The following is an 18,698-nucleotide window of genomic DNA, read 5'->3' on the forward strand; positions in this document are numbered from 1 at the left end:
CAGCCCGTCGTTCGGTGCGCCGGAGTCCGGCGCGCGGCCTTATGACGGCCCGTCGTTCGGTGCGCCCGGCAGTGGTACGCGGTCCTACGACAAGCCACCCTTCGGGGCGCCCGAGGGCGGTGCCCGCTCCTCCTACGACACCCCGCCCTTCGGCGGCAGGCCACCCTATGGCGGCACGCCGCCGCCACCCCCGCATCAGGCGCTCGGCATGGGCTCGGGCTGGGCTCCGCCACCCCCGGGCGGTCCGGATGGCGGCCGGCCGCCGAGACGCGGGCCCGGCATCGGCGCGATGGTCTCGATCGCACTGATCATCGCCGTCGTGGCCTCCGTGCTGGGCAGCTTCGGCACCTACCTGCTCACCAAGCCGGGCAGCGGCACCGACCCCTCCTACAGTCTCGGCCCGATCCCGACCGGCGCCACGAACCGGGCGCCCGACTCGGTGCCCGGCGTGGCCGCCCGGGTGCTGCCCAGCGTGGTCTCCATCGAGGCCGGCACCGCCAGCGAGGGCGCCACGGGCTCCGGCTTCCTGATCAAGAACGGCTACGTGGTGACCAACAACCACGTCGTCGCGGGGGCCGTCAACGGCGGCGAGATCCGGATCATGTTCCACAACCGCAAGACCACCGCCGCCCGCATCGTGGGCCGCGATCCCGGCTCCGACCTGGCCGTGATCAAGCCGGAGGAGACGTTCGGCACGCCGGAGATCACCCTCGGCAACTCCGACCAGGTCGTCGTGGGCGACCCCGTCATCGCCATCGGCTCCCCGCTGGGCCTGACGGGCACGGTCACGACCGGCATCGTCAGCTCGCTCAACCGGCCGGTCATCGCGGGCGACGACACCGGAACCAGCAGCGAGGAACCCGCCTACATCAGCGCCATCCAGACGGATGCCGCCATCAACCCGGGCAACTCGGGCGGTCCGCTGGTGAACGGCCGCGGCGAGGTCGTCGGGGTGAACTCGGCGATCGCCACGCTGAGTCGTTCGGTGAACAGTCAGAGCGGCAGCATCGGCCTGGGCTTCGCGATCCCGGTCAACCAGACCAGGCGCGTGGCCGAGGAGCTGATCAGCACCGGCAAGGCCAAGCGGCCCAAGATCGGCATCGTGCTGGACAAGGACTACAAGGGCCAGGGCGTGCGCATCGCCTCGGAGCCCAGCGGCGGCCGGCAGCCGGTGGACGCCAACGGGCCCGCCGACAAGGCCGGTCTGAAGGCCGGTGACGTGATCCTGGAGATCGACGGCCTCACGCTGCAGGACGGCAACGAGCTGATCGCCCTGATCCGCAGCAAGGCGCCGGGGGCCAAGGTCGCCGTCAAGTACCAGCGCGCCGGCCAGGAGCGCACCGCGACCCTGGTCGTGGTGGCCGAGGACGGGCCGACGCCGTCCCCGTCCTGAGCCGGCCGGTCCGCTGAGCGCCGGGAGAGCCTGCTCTCCCGGCGCTCAGCGCTGTCACGGTGCGCGCGGCCCGCGCATGCGGGGCCTTGGCGCTGTCACGGTGCGCGGCCTCGCTCGTGCGGTGCTCAGCGCTGTCACTCGCACGGGGACGCTGCCCTGGGGTGAGGAGGAAGCTCCCGCCGATTTGGCGGAAATGACCCAGGGGGGACGACCGACCTACCCCCCGGAGCCCTTAGTCTGTGGATAGGCCGGGGTTGTCCTCGGAGAGGTTGGACTGCGGTAGGAGCTCACGGTGTTCGGACTCGGGTGGTTGGAGGTCGGGGCGCTGATCGTCATCGCTCTCCTCGTCTTCGGTCCCGACAAGTTGCCTCAGGCCGCCTCCCAGGCGGGGCGGACGCTGCGCAACCTGCGCCGGATGGCCAACACCGCGCGCGACGACCTGCGGGCCGGGCTGGGCCCGGAGTTCTCCAACTTCGATCCGACCGACCTCAATCCGCGCAACTTCGTTCGCAAGCATCTGCTTGACGATCTTGAGGACGACTGGAACGACAAGCCCAAGACTCTGGAGCCGGTCGTCGCGGCGCCCTACGTGCCCGAGCCGGTGGACGAGCTCGGCTATGGGGAACTGCCGCCCTACGACTCGGAAGCGACCTGACGCGTCCGCTGGACTACAGTCGGGCTGTGAGCGACAACAGCGCGGCCATCCAGGAGGGCGCGAAGAAGTCCGGCGTCCTCTGGCTCACCCTCGACCGGCCTCGCCTGGCCTGGCACGCCTGGCACGACGGCGCGATCTACCTGGTCACCGGGGGTCAGGAGCAGCGGCTGCCCGGCCTCGACGCCCTCGACCGGGTCCAGGTCACGCTGCGCAGCAAGGACAACGGGGCCAGGCTGGTGGAGTTCGAGGCGACGGTCTCGGCGGTGGACCAGGCGGCGGCGGCCGACGCCGTGGCGGTGCTGGCCAAGGAGCGGCTCAACGCCCCCGACAGCGAGCATCTCACCGAGCGCTGGGCACGCGAGTCCACCGTCCTGCGGCTCACCCCGGCACACTGACGCCGGCCAGCCTCTTCGAGCGCCTCCTTCGGCTCACGCGGGCGCGCTGACCCTGTCGCGTCTCACGCGGGTGCGCTGACGCCGGCGCGTCTCCCGCGCCTCACACGGGCGTGCTGACGCTGCCGGGTCCTTCGAGCACCTTCTGCGGTGCCGCGGGATGGGTGGAGGCCGTGGCGGTCTGCGCGAGGAACGCGCCGGACAACACGATCAGGCCGCCCAGCATCTGGAAGACGCCCAGCGTCTCGCCGAGCACCGCCCAGGCCACGATCGAGCCGCCGATGACCTCCAGGGAGGCGACGGTGGCCCCGACGGCGGCCGTCAGGCGCCGCACGGCGTTCACGCTCAGGATGTAGCCGCCCAGGGTCGCGATCAGCACCAGCCACAGGTACGCCACCACCACCGGCAGGGTCAGGCCGCCCGCGGGGGTGACGGAGACGGTGAAGGCGTCCCAGGGGATGTTCCACGGGCGGGCGAACGGGATCAGCACCACGGTCGCCCCGGCCATGCCCCAGGCGATCAGGCCGAGCGGGTCCACGTCGTCGCCGAAGCTATCGCTCATGATGAAATATCCGGCGCAGCACGCGCCCGCGAGCAGTCCGAGCAGCAGGCCCAGCCCGTCGAGCCGCATCCCGTGCCACGCCTCGACGACGACGCCGAGGCCCACCACGGCGACGACCGCGCCGGCGTAGGCGGCCCGTGCGAGGCGTACCTTGCGGACGAACCGCACCCAGGCGACCACCATCACCGGCGCCATGAACTCCAGCAGCAACGCGATCCCCACCGGCAACCGGGTGATCGCGACGAAGTAGAGCGACTGCACCCCGGCCACCGCCATGAGCGCGTACAACCCCAGGAACGGCAGCCTGGACCGGGGGATCCGCAACGCCCGGGGCCGCACGACGGCCAGCACGGCGATCAGCAGCAGCCCCGCGCCCGCCATCCGCGTCCAGACGGCCTCGATCGGCGCCAGCCCGGCGCCGATGAGGTATTTGGCCATCGGGCCCGAGCACGCGAAACACCACGCGGACACGAACGCGAGCGCGAGTCCCGTAGACCTCATCCCACACCACCTGGCCAGTAATTACCGTATAAGGGGTTTGATACTGACATGTACGGCGTCTCGGGCGCAACAGAGTCCCACTGTTAGCCTGACCACGTGAAGATCTTCGTGGCCCGGCTGCCGGGAACCCCGGTCTTCGACCCGGCGGGCGACCAGATCGGCCGTGTCCGGGACGTCGTCGTCGGCCTGCGCATCGGCCGCGGGCCCATCGTCCACGGCCTGGTGGTGGAGGTGCAGCCGCGCCGCCGGGTGTTCCTGCCCATCACCCGCGTACGCCGCATCGAGGCCGGATCCGTGATCTTCACCGGCCGGCTCAACATGCGCAGGTTCGATCAGCGGGCCACCGAGACGCTGGTCGTCGGCGAGATCCTCGACCTCAGAGTGACCGTCGACGGCGAGCCCATGACGGTCTACGACGTGGCCATGGAGGAGATCAAGCCGTCCACCTGGGAGATCACCAAGGTCGCCCTCTACAAGGGCAGGCGGCGTGAGCCCAGGATCGTCGGCTGGGCGGAGGTGCAGGGGTTCGACAAGCTGCAGAAGGACCAGGGGGCGGCCGGGCTGATCGCCGCGTTCGGGTCGATGCGGGCCGCCGACATGGCCAGCGCCCTGCACGAGCTGCCGAGCAAGCGGCGCGTCGAGATCGCCCGCGCCCTCGACGACGACCGGCTGGCCGACGTGCTGGAGGAGCTGCCGCCCGAGGACCAGATCATCATCCTCGGCACCCTGGCGCCCGAGCGGGCCGCCGACGTGCTGGAGGAGATGGGGCCCGACGACGCCGCCGACCTGCTGCACGACCTGCCGGCCGAGCAGGCGGCCGAGCTGCTGGCCCTGATGGAGCCCGGCGAGGCGGCCCCGGTGCGGCGCCTGCTGACCTATCCCGAGGACAGCGCGGGCGGCGTGATGACCAGCGAGCCGGTCGTCCTGCCGCCCAGCGCCACCGTGGCCGAGGCGCTGGCGAACATCAGGCAGCAGGACCTGGCGCCCGCCGTGGCGGCCCAGGTCTACGTGACCCGGCCGCCCACGGAGACGCCGACGGGCACGTACCTCGGGGTCTCGCACTTCCAGCGGCTGCTGCGCGAGCCGCCGTCCACGCTGCTCGGCAGCGTGCTTGACCCCTCGATCGACCCGATCAGGCCGGAGTTCTCGCTGCGCGAGGTCACCTACTACCTCGCGCACTACAACCTCGTCGCGGCCCCGGTCGTGGACGAGCTCGGCCGGCTGGTCGGCGCGGTGACGGTCGACGACGTGCTCGACCACCTGCTTCCTGAAGACTGGCGCGAGGGGACCGACCGTGACGACTGAACGACTGGACCAGCCACGGGACCTGCGCCGCTCGCTGCGCCCGCACTATGATCCGGAGGCTTTCGGCCGGCTCTCGGAGCAGATTGCCCGGTTCCTCGGAACGGCGCGCTTCATCGTGTACATGACGGTGTTCGTGGCGATCTGGGTGGTCTGGAACGTCGCCGCGCCAGGCCATCTCAAGTTCGACCCCTACCCGTTCATCTTCCTGACGCTGATGTTGTCGTTGCAGGCCAGCTATGCCGCGCCGCTCATCCTGCTGGCCCAGAACCGGCAGGGCGACCGCGACCGCATCCAGTACGAGCAGGACCGCGAGACCGGCGAACGCAACCAGGCCGAGATCGAGTATCTGACCCGTGAGATCGCCGGTCTGCGCCTGGCGCTGAACGAGGTGGCCACCCGGGACTACCTGCGCTCGGAGCTCGGGCACCTGCTGGAGGAGATCAGGAAGGGCCAGTGACGTCGAGCTTGGTGAGCATCGCCCGCACCTGCCCGATCTCCCCGGCGTCCAGCATGTCGAGGAACTGGGACCTGATGCCGCGCAGGTAGGTGGGGGTGGCCTCGGCCAGCCGCGCCGCCCCCGCCTCCGTCAGGACGGCGAACAGCCCGCGGGCGTCGTCGGCGCACGCCTGCCTGGTGACCAGCCCGTCACGCTGCAACCGGTCGATGAGCCTGGTCAGGCCGCTGCGGGAGAGCAGGACGCGTCCGGCCAGATCGTTCATGCGCAACCGCCGCTCAGGCGCCTCGCCGAGCTGCATGAGCACGTCGTAGGAGGCCAGCGGCAGAGCGTGGGCGACGAGCAGCTCCGCCTCCAGATGGCGGGTGATGCGGACCTGGGCGCGTTGCAGCGTCCGCCAGACGGTCAGCTCCTCGACGGTCAGGCCCTCGTCGCGCAGAAGAGTCACGGAGTAACCTTAGGACGTTGTTGCACGGACATCTAACAGCACGGATTAACTGAGTGGGGTCTCCGGTTCATACCATGGAGGGGCATCCTCACTGACGTTCAGCGCTTGCCACACATATACCGACAAAGGAGGGACGGCACTCCCTCGTGCCGAGACTTCGATGGCACTAACCCAGGAACAGGTGACGGTCGCTCTCGCCACCGTCATCGACCCCGAGATCCGTCGGCCGATCACGGACCTCGACATGGTCAAGAGCATCGAGATCGCTCCTGACGGGGCGGTGCGTGTGGGCGTCTTCCTCACCGTGTCCGGCTGTCCGATGAAGGACACCATCACCCGCGACGTGAAGAACGCCGTCGGCAAGCTCGACGGCGTCACCGGCGTGGAGATCGAGCTCGACGTCATGAGCACCGAGCAGCGCAAGGTCCTGCAGACCAAGCTGCGCGGCGACCGCGGGCCGGAGAAGGAGATCCCGTTCAACCAGCCCGGCTCGCTGACCCGCGTGTTCGCGGTGGCCAGCGGCAAGGGCGGCGTCGGCAAGTCCTCCGTGACGGTCAACCTGGCCGCCAGCATGGCCGCCGGCGGGCTCAAGGTCGGCATCGTCGACGCCGACATCTACGGCCACAGCATTCCTCGCATGCTCGGCGCCGCCGAGCGGCCCACCAAGGTCGAGGACATGATCATGCCTCCGGTGGCCCATGACATCAAGGTCATCTCGGTCGGCATGTTCAAGCCCGAGGGCAACACGCCGGTGGTCTGGCGCGGCCCGATGCTCGACCGGGCGCTCCACCAGTTCCTGGCCGACGTCTACTGGGGCGACCTCGACGTGCTCCTCCTCGACCTGCCGCCCGGCACCGGGGACATCGCGATCTCGGTGGCGCAGCGGCTCCCGTCGGCGGAGCTCCTGGTCGTGACGACGCCGCAGATGGCCGCCGCCGAGGTGGCCGAGCGGGCCGGCTCGATCGCGGCCCAGACCCACCAGCAGATCGCCGGCGTCATCGAGAACATGGCCTGGCTCCCGTGCCCGCACTGTGACGAGCGCATCGCCGTGTTCGGCGAGGGCGGCGGCCAGATCGTCGCCGACGCGCTGACCAGGACGCTCGGCTCCCGGGTGCCGCTGCTCGGGCAGGTCCCCATCGACCTGCGGCTGCGCGAGGGTGGCGACGAGGGCAAGCCACTGGTGCTCACCGACCCCGACTCTCCCGCGGCGGCCGAGCTGAACAAGATCGCGGCCGGCCTGAGCAAGCGTTCCTCCAGTCTGAAGGGCCTCCAGCTGGGCCTGGCTCCGCGCCGCTGACCTCCCGTCTCCGTCGCGGGTTCCCAGCGAACCCGCGACGCGACGCGACCCGACCCGCGACCCGACCCGCGGTGCGAGCTGTGACCCGCGGCGTGGCACGGGATCCGTGGTCGGTTAGCGTGTGCGCATGCGCTCACGACGTTCGGTGCTCGCCGTGCCCGGCAGCAACCCGCGGTTCCTGGAAAAGGCCCAGACCCTGCCCGTGGACGAGGTCTTCCTCGATCTGGAGGACTCCGTCGCGCCGCTGGCCAAGGAGGAGGCGCGTGGCAACGTCGTGACCGCGCTGCGCGAGGGCGACTGGACCGGCAAGACCCGCGTGGTCAGGGTCAACGACCTCACCACGCAGTGGACCTACAGAGACGTGATCGAGGTCGTCGAAGGCGCGGGGGAGTTCCTCGACTGCGTCATGCTGCCCAAGGTGCAGGACTCGACCGAGATCGTCTGGCTCGACACCCTGCTGACGCAGATCGAGAAGACCATGGGCTTCGAGGTGGGCCGGATCGGCATCGAGGCGCAGATCGAGAACGCCCGCGGCCTGGTGAACGCCGACGCCATCGCAGGATCGTCGCGCCGCCTGGAGACGCTGGTGTTCGGTCCCGCCGACTTCATGGCCTCGATCAACATGCGCACCCTGGTCGTCGGCGAGCAGCCGCCGGGCTACGTCGAGGGCGACGCCTACCACTACATCCTCATGCGGCTGCTGATGGCGGCCAGGATGCACGATCTGCAGGTGATCGACGGGCCCTACCTGCAGATCAAGGACGTCGAAGGTTTCACCAGGGTCGCCAGGCGGGCCGCGGCGCTCGGCTTCGACGGCAAGTGGGTGCTCCACCCGTCGCAGGTCGACGCGGCCAACGAGGTGTTCTCCCCGGCGCAGGAGGACTATGACCACGCCGAGCTCATCCTGGAGGCGTACGACTACTACACCTCGGTCGAGAAGCGCGGCGCGGTCATGCTGGGCGACGAGATGATCGACGAGGCCTCCAGGAAGATGGCGCTCGTCGTGGCGGCCAAGGGGCGGGCCGCCGGTCTCACGCGGACGAAGAGGTTCACACCTTGAAGCCGACGGCGGTGAAGAACCAGAACGACGACGTCAGCCAGAGCCCGATGAGCGCGGTGAACGCCAGCCCGCCGAGCACCGGCAACGTCCAGCCCGGCGTGTTCCGCTTGGGCAGCGACAACAACTTCGCGGTGAAGACGCCGTAGAAGAAGCAGCCGAGCAGCGAGTGCGCGAGCACCCTGGGCACGTCGTACTGCAGGCCCAGGGCGTAGAGACAGTGGAAGGCGACCGGGATGGTCAGCACGAACGCCAGCCGGCCCGACCAGCGGTGCACGGCGGGCGGGATGCTGACCCCCAGCTTGCCCCACATCGACAGGGCCGAGACGACCTGGACGATCGCCAGCACGAACGCGCCCGTCGTCAGCCACACCTTCATCGGCAGCGCGCCCGAGAACCCGGCCACGCCGACGGCGAACCCGGTGGGCGTGTGCGCCCGCCCATAGACGCCGAGCGCGACCAGCACGAGACCGCCGATCAGCAGCGGCACCAGCAACGGGGTCACGCTGCCGCGCGAGGACGGCTGCTGGATGGCGGTCATTGCATCTCCTCGATGAAGCCGTCGACGTCCTTCGGGTAGACCGTGGTGTTCTCGACCGTCACGGGGGCGGTGGGCTGCTCGTTGTCCAGCTTGACGTCGACGCTCTCTTCGCCGACCTTGGCCGTGCCCACCTGGTAGTAGCCGCCGCCCGGGTCCTTGATCTGGATCCAGCCACCCTTGAACTGGGCACCCCTGACCAGCGCCGTGGCGCGGTAGAGCCCTGACGGCTTGACGACCGTGGGCGCGACGAAGCTCCACTTCTTGCCGGCGACCGAGACCCAGCCCTTGGCCTGGCCGCCGCCGAGTGTGGCCGTGACCTTGGAGCCGCCGCCCGCGAGGCCCTTCAGGTCGAGTGCGCCCGCCGACTCGGTGCCCTTGAACCAGGCCTCGGCCCGGCCGTCGCAGAAGTAGCCGACCGCCTTGCCGTTCCTGATCGAGATCGCGATGAGCGCGCCGTTGCCCTTCACCCGGCCGCCGTAATCGGCCTTCGCGATCTTCTTCGGTGCTGTTTGCTCAGGTGATGGCGATGGTTCTGTGGCCTGCTCCGGTGTGGTCTCCTCCGCCGCGGACGGTGCCTCCGCGGCGGTGCTGGCGGCGCCGCTATCGGCCGCCGGTGTCGCGGTGACGCTGGCGACACCGAGCCCCGCCGCGAGCACCACGCCCGCCGCGAGGGTGATGACAGGTCCCAGCCTTGACATGGCCTGCTCCCAGGGTCGAAATGCCTATGGCTCCGAGCATCCGCTTAAAGAGGGCAACCGTCTGTGAACTATTGCGCACCAGGCGGACAGAATGGGTGGATGCAGGAAAATCCAGGGCCCTATTTTCCCTCGGGTGAGCAGCCGCCGGGCTACCCCCATCAGCCACCCGGCTATCCCTATCAGCCACAAATCCGGTCCTGGTTCCTGCCGACGCCGAGCGGGGCCCGTTACGACCATCTCGCGCGCAACGCGGCCGCCCGGCCATGGCGGACGATCGTCGGCACGCTGACCGTCGCCGCCGGCTTCTTCGTCATCGGGATCGTGGTGATCTGGGCGGGCATCGTGGTCGCGTACTTCCTCGGCATCCCGACGCCGCTCGAAGCCGACGGGCAGTTGTTCGGCGATCCGGTGTTCGGACTGGTCGTGGTGCTGCTGTCGATCGCGCCCGTGCTGGCCCTCGTGTACGGCGCCGCCGCGCTCATCCAGCGGCGCAGGCCGGGAACCGTGTCGTCGGTGGCGGGCCGGCTCCGCTGGCGGTGGCTGCTGACCTGTGCCGGCATCGCCGTGGTGGCGCTGGTGCTCGGCCAGGTCACGCAGGCGGTGGCCCTGTCGTTGTCGGGCGAGGACGAGGCCCTGTTCGGCTGGAGCGGGTGGGCCGGGTTCCTGCCGGCGCTCGTCGTGATCGTGTTGCTGGTGCCGTTCCAGGCGGCGGCCGAGGAGTACGTCTTCCGCGGCTGGTTCGTGCAGGCGGTCGGAACGCACCTGAACAACCCGATCTGGTCCATCGTCGTCGGGTCCGCGCTGTTCGCGTCCCTGCACGGGTACTCGTGGGTGGGACTGATCGACGTGTTCGCTTTCGGGGCCGTCATGGCCTGGCTGACGGTGCGGACCGGAGGTCTTGAGGGCGGCATCGCGCTGCACGTCATGAACAACGTGGTGGCCTTCGGGCTGAGCGCCGCCGCGGGAGGTCTCGACGACGCTCTGAACCAGGGGAAGGTGCCGGTGCCGTGGCAGGCGCTGACGGGGACCGTCGTGCAGCTCGGGGTGTACGCGTTTGGTGTGTTGTATGTAGCCAAAAAACGCTCGATAAGCACTATTTCGGGATAAAGCGGGCGGGAGGTGCCGGGAATCTCACTAGAGAGGTCTCGCTATTCCGGCCCAGTCGTGTTGGTCTGGATCCTGTTGGTCGAGCGAGACGATGGGAGGTGATCGTTTCCGTGGGACGGGGTATTAGTGCGCACGTGTGATACTTCGTCTCGAAATAAGCGCACGATCGACCTTCCTGGAACGGTCCGCAGAGTGTGACCGTTCCCGTACGTCTAGTTCGACTAGGAGGTACGGCGCGTGGCCTCCGGCCCCAGCGAACCGCCACGGCGACCGCCGGGTGACGACGACTCGCGTCCCGAGGACGCGTCGGAACCGCAACCTTCGCAAGAGCCCAGGATCAGGCATTCGCCTCCTGGCCCCAGCGATGACCGGACCAGGGGATTACCCCTGACCTCGCCCTGGGGCATGCCGCCGTTCGCCGCTCCGATTCCGGAGGACGAGCCGCAGGAAGCGCCCAAGGGGCGCCGGCCGTACAGCTCGCCGACGGCCGAGCCCGAGGCCGAGCCGCGCCGCCGCCCGCGCCGCATCGTCAACCGGCCCGACAAGCTCGTCGCCGGCCGCCCGCTCCAACCCGACCCCGAACCGCGCGCTCATGACGTGCACGACCCCGAACCGCCCGGCATTGACGCGCACGACCCCGAACCGCACAGCCCTGACGTGCACGACCCCGAACCGCACGATCCCGCCGTGCACGACCCCGAACCGCACGATCCCGCCGTGCGCGGTCGCGCACCCTACGATCCCGCTGTGCCCGGGCGCGCGGCGCACGATCCTGAGGCGGAATGGGCCCGTGACGATGCCGGGCCCGCGCCGGGACAGGACGCGCACGAGCCCGACGAGCGGGGTGAGGACGCGTACGACCCGCAGGAGGACGAGTTCGAGGTGCGGCGGGTCGGACGCCCGCCGGCCGGCCGCCCCACCCGCCCCGACCTCCTGGTGGCCACGGGCGCGCCGCGCCCGCAGGGGTCGAACGGCAGGCACCACAGAGGACCGGCGCCGGCCGCCGTCCGCAGGTCCAGCCCCCTACGCCGGCACGACAGAGCCATCCCTCTCGTCCTGGCCGTGGCCCTGGCGGTCCTGGTGGGCACGGGTGTGCTCGTGTGGCAGTGGGGCGACGGCGAGAGCCCCGGCCTGCGGCTGGCGGCGGGCACGGGACGTTCGGGGGACGAGCTGTTCACCGTCTCGGCCGCCGGCGACGGCACCGACCAGAAGCTCAACGACATGACCTCGGTGGGCCGCGCCGTCGTGGCGGTCGGCAGCGACACCACCAGCCCCACCCCGCGCCCGCTGTTCCTGTTCTCCCCTGACGGGGGCAAGAAGTGGCAGCTCGGCCAGGTGAGCGGCGGGTCCGCGCCCACGGTGCGGCGGGTGGTCGGCGGCGCCGGCCGCTGGCTGGCCAGCGGCGGCGACGGCACCTCCGGCGACCGCGGCCTGTGGACCAGCACCGACGGGTTCAGCTGGACCGCCGTGGAAGCCGCCGGCATGACCGCGTTCAGGCCCGGCGACGCCATCCAGGACATCGCGCGGACGGCGTCGGGCTTCGTCGCGGTGGGACGGACGACGGGGGCGGACGGGGGCTCCGGCCCCGCGGCCTGGCGCTCCGGCGACGGCCGGACCTGGGACCGCGTCGACACCAGGGGCCTGGAGGTACGCGAGATCAAGGCCGTGGTGGCCGGTGGCGACACCGTCGTGGCCATCGGGGTGCCCGACGACGGCGTCGGCTCGCGGGTGTTGCGCTCGGCGGACGGCGGGCGCGCCTGGCGGGCCACCGGTTTCCAGCTCCCTGAGGCCGATCCCCGCGCGGGGACGCTGGCCGTGCTGCCCAAACGGTTCGTGCTGGTGCCGACGCGGCAGCGCACGATCGAAGGCGACGTACGCGTCTACTGCTCGCCGACCGGGGCGCAGTGGTCGCAGTGCGGCTCCATCGGCGGCCTGAGCGGCGAGAGCGTCGGCGTGGAGTCGCTGATCTCCTACCCGTCCGGCGTCGCGGCGATCACGCAGGCCAATCTCGGCCGCTACTCCGTGCTGACCACCAAGGACGGGCGAGGCTGGGACAAGCGCGCCGACCTCGGCGACCTGCCGGGGGCGACGCTGCGCGGCTTCACGATCTCCGACGGCGGCACCCTGTTCGCCGGCGGCGACCAGGCGGCCTCCGACGTCGACAACCAGCTCGTGCTCATGACCGCGCCCCCGCGCGGAGCCGCGTCCCAGGTGCGGCTCGGCGAGATCGAGGGCCTGACGCGGATCGCGCGCGAGACGACCGCGCTGGCCGCCTCCGCCGGCCGGTACGTCGCGGTCGGCTCCGCCTCCGGCGACGCCGGCCTGTGGACGATCAAGAACTGGCAGAGCTGGAAGTCCATGAGCCTGGGCGGGCCCGGCAGGCAGTCGCTGGAGGACGTGGCCCACGGCGCCCGCGGCTGGCTGGCCGTCGGCGGGACCGAGACGACCTCACTCACCGACCCGCTCCTCGTCACCTCCGACGACGGTGAGAACTGGAAGCGGGTGAACGCCTCCGGCGACCTGGCCCGTGACCAGGACCATCCCTATCTCGACACGCACGTCGTCGCGGCGGGCAAGCAGGGGTACGTGCTGGCGGGCGAATCCAGGGACCAGGCGGGCGCGGCGAGCGCCGCCGTGTGGTTCACCCGCGACCTGCGCAAGTTCACCCGGTCGGAGAAGTTACCGCAGGGCGGCTCGGGAGTGCGGATCCAGGACGCGGTCGCCATCGGCGACGGCTATCTGGCCGTGGGCGGAGCGGGCTCCGCCGACCGGGAGAGCAGCGTGGTCTGGCACTCCGAGGACGGCCTGAACTGGAGCGCGCGCGGGCGCGTGGCCCCGCGGGGCGCCACCTCGGCCGGGCTCCGACGGGTCACGATTTATCAGGACAAGGTGGTGGCCATCGGCACCGCTCTCACCGGCGGCTCCCGGCGCGCCTTCGCGGCCGTGTCCGACGACGACGGCGCCACCTGGGAGACGGCCTGGCTGCCGGCGGACCAGGCGGCCGCCGTGTACGACCTGGCGGCGGCGAAGGAGGGCCTCGTGGCCGTCGGCTGGCACGGCGTGCCGGGCGAGGGCGACAGCGCGGCGTGGACCTCGCAGGACGGCCTGTCCTGGAACCGGATGGAGCTGACCAAGGACCGGCTGGCGGGCCAGGGGACGCAGTGGTTGTCGGCGGTGGCGGTGTCGGGGTCGGAGGTCGTGGCGCTCGGCCGGTCGACGACGTACAACGCCGATCACCTGATCCTGTGGACCTCCAGCCTTACGTCGAACCGGTGAGATCCCAGCTTCAGGTGAGACTCCAGCTTCACGCGAACCGGTGAGATCCCGGCTTCACGTCGAACCGGAAAGATCCGGCAGCACGCCCCAGTCCGCCAGCGATCGGAGGAGGCCCGCGGTGAGCGGCAACCGCGCCAGCTCGCCCATGTCGCACCAGCGCACGTCGGCGGCGTCGTCGCCCGCGATGGGCACGCCGCCGGCCGCCACCGCCAGGTAGTCGCGGATCACGTACGTGACGCCGCCTGGACCCGGGCGCTCCACGGTGCCCGCCAGGCGGCCCACCGTCACGCGCAGCCCCGTCTCCTCCAGAACCTCGCGGCGCACGCCGGCCACGTCCGTCTCACCGGCCTCCAGGCGGCCCCCCGGAATCGACCACAGACCCTCGCCGGGCGGATGGCCCCTTCGGACGAGGAGCAGCCGGTCAGAGGCGTCGAAGATGATCGCGCCGACACAATTTACGCGCACATGACCAAGATTACGACGGGATAACGGGAACCGGCCTTGACGGGGCCGTGCCGGAGAAAGCACCGTGGGTAGTTGTGAGAGCCGCTCCAACCTGCCCGCGGTGTTTCGGCCCCCTTCACGGGCCGGGCACCAGGTCGAGTGCGTATCGATGCGACACGCACGGAGATGTGCTGCCCTATCAGCCTCCTTGGCCGCCGACGAGCACGGCGCTTGAGGCGATACGCAAGAACTCCGTCGTGCCCGTGTGGCTGCCGTGGCCCCTGCCCGCCAACTGGCTGGTGACGGGGTTCGGCGAGGTGGGCGACCAGCGCACCGGCGCCCGTGCCAGCGTGGTGGCCCTGACCGGGCCGTCGCTCATGGAGGGCCCGGCCGACGTGCTGGTCATCGCGGAGGAACCCGGCATCGGGATCGGCGCCGCGTTCGCCGGGCTCGACGGCCCGGATCCCGGCAAGGGATTCGACGCGGGGCCGCCGAACGCCAAGATCGAGGTGCTCGGGCATCCGAGCGCGTTGTGGTGCGTGGGCGGGGCCTCCGACCGGGCCGTCTACGCAGGTGAGGCGCTCGGCAACTGGTTGTGGGCGATCGCCTGGCCGGCCGACGCCGGCTGCATGATCGCGCTGTCCGAGCTGTCGCTGATCGACGCCCGGGATCATGAGCTGGACGTGCCCTTCGGCGCTTTCTCGCCCAGGCTCGAAGATTGACATCTTTGACCGTGATTCGCGCTCTCCTGTAGACGGGCTAGAGTTCGGAGGCGTGACAGCGCGTATCGAGCGAGTGGTGACCGAGGGCCTCGTCGACTTCGACGGCATCGAGCACAAGGTCGAGAACAACACCTGGATCGTGGGCGACGACGACGAGGTGATCGTCATCGACCCGGCGCGTGACGCCGAGAAGATCCTGGAACAGGTGGGCGAGCGGGAGGTGCTGGCCGTCATCTGCACGACGGGCCTGCCCGACCACGTCGGGGCCGCCATCGAGGTGGCGAGCCGGGACGAGGGCGTGGTCGCCCTGCACCCCAAGGACAAGCCCCTGTGGCGGGAGACCTGGTCGGAGACCTGGCCCGACATCGAGGTGGAGGACGACGGCATCTTCGAGGTGGCCGACGTCCAGCTCGAAGTCCTGGAGACGCCCGGCGTCACGCCGGGGAGCGTGTCCCTCTACTGCGAGGGGCTCGCGGCCGTCTTCGCCGGCAAGGCATTGCAGGCCGACGGTCCCGGCAAGCTGGGTGGCGAATACCCCGCCCTGGCCGACCAGCTCACCTCGATCGGCGGGCGGCTGTTCACGCTGCCGGCCGAGACGCGGGTGCTGGCCGCCCACGGTGACGAGGTGACGATCGGCGACCTGGAGCCGCACTTCGACGACTGGGTGTCCGGCTCGCTCACGCGCGTCGGCTCCGATGACGCCGACGAGGGCCCGCTGGCCGACGGCACCAAGATCTCCGGCATCAGTCTCAAGCCGGGCGACGACTAGGTGAAGGAGTGCCGCCGCCTGGTGCGGGGGCTGAGGGCCCGGCGGCGGCCGGCGACCGGGCCCGTGGCGCGGGGTGAGGCCGGATGAGCAGCGTGCAGGGCCAGCTTCCGCTGGACGGGATGCCGCGGCGGCTCTATTCGTGTACGCCGTCGCGGCTGAACGCCTGGCTCGACTGCCGCCGCCGTTACCGGTTCACCTATCTGGACCGGCCGCAGCCGTCCAAGGGGCCCGGGTGGGCCCACAACAGCGTCGGCGCGAGCGTGCACAACGCGCTGGCGGCCTGGTGGCGCGAGCCGTACGAGCGGCGGACCCCGCTGACGGCGTCCATCCTGGTCACCAACGGCTGGATCACCGAGGGCTTCAAGGACGCCGAGCAGTCCGGGCGGTGGCTGGCTCGCGCCCGCGACCTCGTGTCCGGATATGTCGCGACCTTAGATCCGGCTGACGATCCGGTGGGCGTCGAGCGGACGGTCGCCACCCGCACCAAGGTCGTCGCTCTGTCCGGCCGCATCGACCGGCTCGACCGGCGCGGTGACGAGCTGGTCGTGGTCGACTACAAGACCGGCCGCCGCCCGCTCACCCAGGACGACGCCCGGTCGTCGCTGGCGCTGGCCGTCTACGCCATCGCCGCGTCCACGATGATGCGCACGCCCTGCCGTTCGGTCGAGCTGCATCACCTGCCCACCGGCGAGATCGTCGAGTGGCAGCACACCGACGAGTCCCTTTCGCGCCATCTGCAGCGGGCCGAGGAGGTCGCGACGGAGGCGGCGGCGGCCGACGACCGCTACCGCGAGGTGGTCGGCGCGCCCGCGCGCAAGCCGGCCCAGCGGGCGCCCGCCGGTCCCGCGCCGGTGCCGGCCGAGATCGACGAGCTGTTCCCGCCCAGCACCGGCCCCATCTGCTCCTGGTGCGACTTCCGCCGGCACTGCCGCGAGGGTCTGGCCGCCGGTCCTGAGCGACAACCCTGGGATGGTCTGGCGGAATAAATGTAGTTTCCCCACCGAAACAGTGGTTATGGACGATATGTGAGACGTGTGGGGCGATTACCGGCGGCGGTGGCGCTGGGCACGCTGTTCAACCCGCTCAACTCGTCCATGATCGCCGTGGCGCTGGCCCACATCGAGGCCGAGTTCCACGTCGGGATCGCGGCCGTGACCTGGCTGGCCGCGGGGTTCTATCTCACCGGCATGCTGGTACCGCCGCTCATGGGCACGCTGGCGGACCGGTTCGGCCCGCGGCGGGTGTTCTGCGCGGGGCTGGTGACGATGGCGGTCACGGGCGTGCTGGCCGCGCTCGCGCCGTCGTACCCGGTGTTGCTGGTGGTGCGGTTGCTCCAGGCGTTCGGGAGTTGCGCGACGATGCCCGCGGGGATGGCGATCGTGCAGGCGGCGATGCCCGGCGAGGACGGCAGGCCGCCCCCGAAGGTGATCGCGGGGATCTCGATGGTGCTCACCGCCAGCGCCGCCACCGGGCCCGTGCTCGGCGGGCTGCTGGTCTCGTTGTGGGGCTGGCGGGCGATCTTCCTGGTCAACCTGCCGCTCGCGGCCGTCGCGTTCGTCGTGGCGCTGCGCTGGCTGCCCAAGGTGCGGGCGAGCAGATCGCGGCAGGCCCGGCCGCTCCGCCTGAGGCCCCGCCTCCTGGCGACCTGCGGCCAGTTCGCGCTGCTGAACGTGGTCTTCTACTCCGCGTTCTTCGTGGTGCCGCTGTGGGCGCAGCGTTCGGCCGGGCTGCCGGCGCACCTCGCCGGGCTGCTCGTGCTGCCGATGGCGGGGCTGGCGATCGTCATGACCCCCGTCGCGGTGGCGCTGGCCGCCCGCGCGGGCATGCGGGCCCTGCTGGTGCTGAGCGGGGCGCTGCTGCTCGCCGGCTCCTGCGCGATGCTCGCGGTCGGGCCGCTCACGCTGGTGCTGGTGGCCGCCGCGCTGCTGGGGGTGGCGTCGGCGTTCGGCCAGTTCGGGCTGAACTCGCTGATCTTCGTGCACGCCGACGCGCGTGACACGGGGGTCGCGGTGGGGATCTTCCAGTCGTCCAGGTACGTGGGCGCCGCGACCGCGTCCTCGCTGCTGGGCGTGCTGTTCGACGGCACCGGCATGGGCGCGAGCGCGCTGACCATGATCGGCGTGTCCGTGGTCGTGCTGGCGGCCGGCGTGCTGCTGCCGGTCAGACGGCCGGCGGCCGGCGACGGGGATCGGTCAGGCCCTTGAGCCCCTTGCTCACGTCGTAGCCGGCCGCGCCCAGACGCTCCCGCGAGGCGCGCAGCATCTCCCTCGTGGCCGGCATGAACGCGCGGTCGTGCACGGGCTCCGGCACCGAGTTCAGCACCAGCCTGAACGCCTTCAGCGCGGCCGTGACGGTGGCTCCGGGCACCTCGGGGAGCGCGCCGTACATCCGCCTGGCCCAGTCGGGCAGCGTGTAGTAGCAGAGCGCGCCGAACGGGAAGTAGAGGGGCTTGCCGGCGGACAGCAGCCTGAGCTCGCGCGGCAACGCCGGCCACAACAGGAACCGCACGGTGGCGGCGGCCTCCTCCGTCACCCGCAGGCTCGCGCGGGCCCGCTCGAAGTAGGCGTCCATCTCCGCGCACGAGCCCGGCACGTCCTCGGGGTGCAGGCCCACGTAGGCGGCGCTCCCGCGCTGCTCGCGCAGGTAGCGGTCGGCCTGCCGCCCGGTGAGGCCGAGCCCGCCGCGCCTGGCCACCTCCAGGTAGGACGACACCTCCGCGCAGTGCACCCACAGGAGCAACTCGGGATCGTCGACCCGATGGGTCCGGCCGGTGTCGGGATCGTGCACGCGCAGCGCCTTGTGGATGCTCCGCACCCGCCGGCCGATCTCGCCGGCCTCCTGCGGGCTGCCGAACGTCACCCGCCCCACGAAGTCGGCCGTGCGGCGCAGCCGCCCGAACGGGTCCTCCTGGAAGCCGGAGTTCTGCCAGACGCCGCGCATCGCCACCGGGTGCAGCGCCTGGAGCATGAGACCACGGACGCCGCCCACCCACATCGAGCGGTCGAGGTGCACCTGCCAGGTCGCGCTCTGCGGCGGCTGGACGACGATCTCGTCGATGGCTTTCATAGTAAGTGGAT

Annotated in this window: 19 protein-coding genes; 13 read left to right on the top strand and 6 right to left on the bottom strand. The window is 71.1% G+C overall.

Features of this window, described 5'->3' with window-relative positions; translation table 11 throughout:
- The 3 genes from ACWD0F_RS15020 to ACWD0F_RS15030 all read left to right on the top strand — a co-directional run.
- Positions 1-1,393: S1C family serine protease (locus ACWD0F_RS15020; protein WP_449875582.1), on the top strand; the 1,393-nt coding region annotated here is incomplete at its 5' end.
- Between the two features lie 292 nt (positions 1,394-1,685).
- Complete coding sequence (locus tag ACWD0F_RS15025) at positions 1,686-2,048, top strand: sec-independent translocase (RefSeq protein ID WP_449875584.1); 363 nt, start codon at positions 1,686-1,688, stop codon at positions 2,046-2,048.
- Positions 2,049-2,074: 26 nt separating this feature from the next.
- Positions 2,075-2,443, top strand: a complete 369-nt coding sequence (locus ACWD0F_RS15030; protein ID WP_449875586.1) for a hypothetical protein — start codon at positions 2,075-2,077, stop codon at positions 2,441-2,443.
- A gap of 100 nt (positions 2,444-2,543) precedes the next feature.
- Here the strand turns inward: ACWD0F_RS15030 and ACWD0F_RS15035 are convergent, their stop codons facing one another.
- Positions 2,544-3,503, bottom strand: coding sequence for an EamA family transporter (locus ACWD0F_RS15035; protein ID WP_449875588.1), 960 nt, complete (start codon positions 3,501-3,503; stop codon positions 2,544-2,546).
- 96 nt (positions 3,504-3,599) lie between these two features.
- Between ACWD0F_RS15035 and ACWD0F_RS15040 the strand changes: the two genes are divergently transcribed.
- Positions 3,600-4,808 carry a magnesium transporter MgtE N-terminal domain-containing protein gene (locus ACWD0F_RS15040; protein ID WP_449875590.1) on the top strand — a complete coding sequence of 403 codons (1,209 nt, stop codon included), beginning with the start codon at positions 3,600-3,602 and terminating at the stop codon, positions 4,806-4,808.
- A complete protein-coding gene (locus ACWD0F_RS15045) occupies positions 4,798-5,265 on the top strand; it encodes a DUF1003 domain-containing protein (RefSeq protein ID WP_449875592.1) in 468 nt (155 codons plus the stop codon). Before ACWD0F_RS15040 ends, ACWD0F_RS15045 begins: the two co-directional genes overlap by 11 nt.
- Here the strand turns inward: ACWD0F_RS15045 and ACWD0F_RS15050 are convergent.
- Complete coding sequence (locus tag ACWD0F_RS15050; protein WP_449875594.1) at positions 5,249-5,710, bottom strand: MarR family winged helix-turn-helix transcriptional regulator; 462 nt, start codon at positions 5,708-5,710, stop codon at positions 5,249-5,251. The genes ACWD0F_RS15045 and ACWD0F_RS15050 overlap by 17 nt on opposite strands.
- A 160-nt stretch (positions 5,711-5,870) precedes the next feature.
- On the opposite strand from ACWD0F_RS15050, the gene ACWD0F_RS15055 reads away from it, so the two are divergent.
- Positions 5,871-7,007, top strand: a complete 1,137-nt coding sequence (locus ACWD0F_RS15055; protein ID WP_449875596.1) for an Mrp/NBP35 family ATP-binding protein — start codon at positions 5,871-5,873, stop codon at positions 7,005-7,007.
- A 127-nt stretch (positions 7,008-7,134) separates the two neighbouring features.
- Positions 7,135-8,067, top strand: coding sequence for an HpcH/HpaI aldolase/citrate lyase family protein (locus ACWD0F_RS15060; RefSeq protein ID WP_449875597.1), 933 nt, complete (start codon positions 7,135-7,137; stop codon positions 8,065-8,067).
- Here the strand turns inward: ACWD0F_RS15060 and ACWD0F_RS15065 are convergent.
- Positions 8,057-8,605: a DUF6529 family protein gene (locus ACWD0F_RS15065; RefSeq protein WP_449875599.1), complete on the bottom strand. Its 549-nt coding sequence runs from the start codon at positions 8,603-8,605 to the stop codon at positions 8,057-8,059. The genes ACWD0F_RS15060 and ACWD0F_RS15065 overlap by 11 nt on opposite strands.
- Positions 8,602-9,303 (bottom strand): hypothetical protein, encoded by a 702-nt coding sequence (locus tag ACWD0F_RS15070; protein ID WP_449875601.1) that lies wholly within the window; start codon positions 9,301-9,303, stop codon positions 8,602-8,604. The genes ACWD0F_RS15065 and ACWD0F_RS15070 overlap by 4 nt, the downstream gene beginning before the upstream one ends.
- A 99-nt stretch (positions 9,304-9,402) precedes the next feature.
- On the opposite strand from ACWD0F_RS15070, the gene ACWD0F_RS15075 reads away from it, so the two are divergent.
- Together ACWD0F_RS15075 and ACWD0F_RS15080 are read left to right on the top strand one after the other, a co-directional pair.
- Entirely contained in the window at positions 9,403-10,410 is a 1,008-nt protein-coding gene (locus tag ACWD0F_RS15075; protein ID WP_449875603.1) for a CPBP family glutamic-type intramembrane protease, read from the top strand.
- Between the two features lie 405 nt (positions 10,411-10,815).
- Entirely contained in the window at positions 10,816-13,686 is a 2,871-nt protein-coding gene (locus ACWD0F_RS15080) for a hypothetical protein (protein WP_449875605.1), read from the top strand.
- Between the two features lie 54 nt (positions 13,687-13,740).
- Here ACWD0F_RS15080 and ACWD0F_RS15085 read toward each other — a convergent pair whose 3' ends face one another.
- Positions 13,741-14,151 carry an NUDIX hydrolase gene (locus ACWD0F_RS15085; protein ID WP_449875607.1) on the bottom strand — a complete coding sequence of 137 codons (411 nt, stop codon included), beginning with the start codon at positions 14,149-14,151 and terminating at the stop codon, positions 13,741-13,743.
- 74 nt (positions 14,152-14,225) lie between these two features.
- On the opposite strand from ACWD0F_RS15085, the gene ACWD0F_RS15090 reads away from it, so the two are divergent.
- The 4 genes from ACWD0F_RS15090 to ACWD0F_RS15105 all read left to right on the top strand — a co-directional run bounded on the left by ACWD0F_RS15090 (position 14,226) and on the right by ACWD0F_RS15105 (position 17,825).
- Positions 14,226-14,852, top strand: a complete 627-nt coding sequence (locus ACWD0F_RS15090; RefSeq protein ID WP_449875609.1) for a DUF6758 family protein — start codon at positions 14,226-14,228, stop codon at positions 14,850-14,852.
- A 52-nt stretch (positions 14,853-14,904) separates the two neighbouring features.
- A complete protein-coding gene (locus tag ACWD0F_RS15095) occupies positions 14,905-15,621 on the top strand; it encodes an MBL fold metallo-hydrolase (RefSeq protein WP_449875611.1) in 717 nt (238 codons plus the stop codon).
- Between the two features lie 83 nt (positions 15,622-15,704).
- Positions 15,705-16,607 carry a RecB family exonuclease gene (locus tag ACWD0F_RS15100; protein ID WP_449875613.1) on the top strand — a complete coding sequence of 301 codons (903 nt, stop codon included), beginning with the start codon at positions 15,705-15,707 and terminating at the stop codon, positions 16,605-16,607.
- 48 nt (positions 16,608-16,655) lie between these two features.
- A complete protein-coding gene (locus tag ACWD0F_RS15105) occupies positions 16,656-17,825 on the top strand; it encodes an MFS transporter (protein WP_449875615.1) in 1,170 nt (389 codons plus the stop codon).
- On the opposite strand, the gene ACWD0F_RS15110 is transcribed toward ACWD0F_RS15105, so the two are convergent.
- Positions 17,782-18,687, bottom strand: coding sequence for an oxygenase MpaB family protein (locus ACWD0F_RS15110; RefSeq protein WP_449875617.1), 906 nt, complete (start codon positions 18,685-18,687; stop codon positions 17,782-17,784). The two genes, ACWD0F_RS15105 and ACWD0F_RS15110, sit on opposite strands and share 44 nt — an antisense overlap.
- Between the last annotated feature and the right edge of the window lie 11 nt (positions 18,688-18,698).

The organism is Nonomuraea sp. NPDC002799 (genome assembly GCF_053592075.1).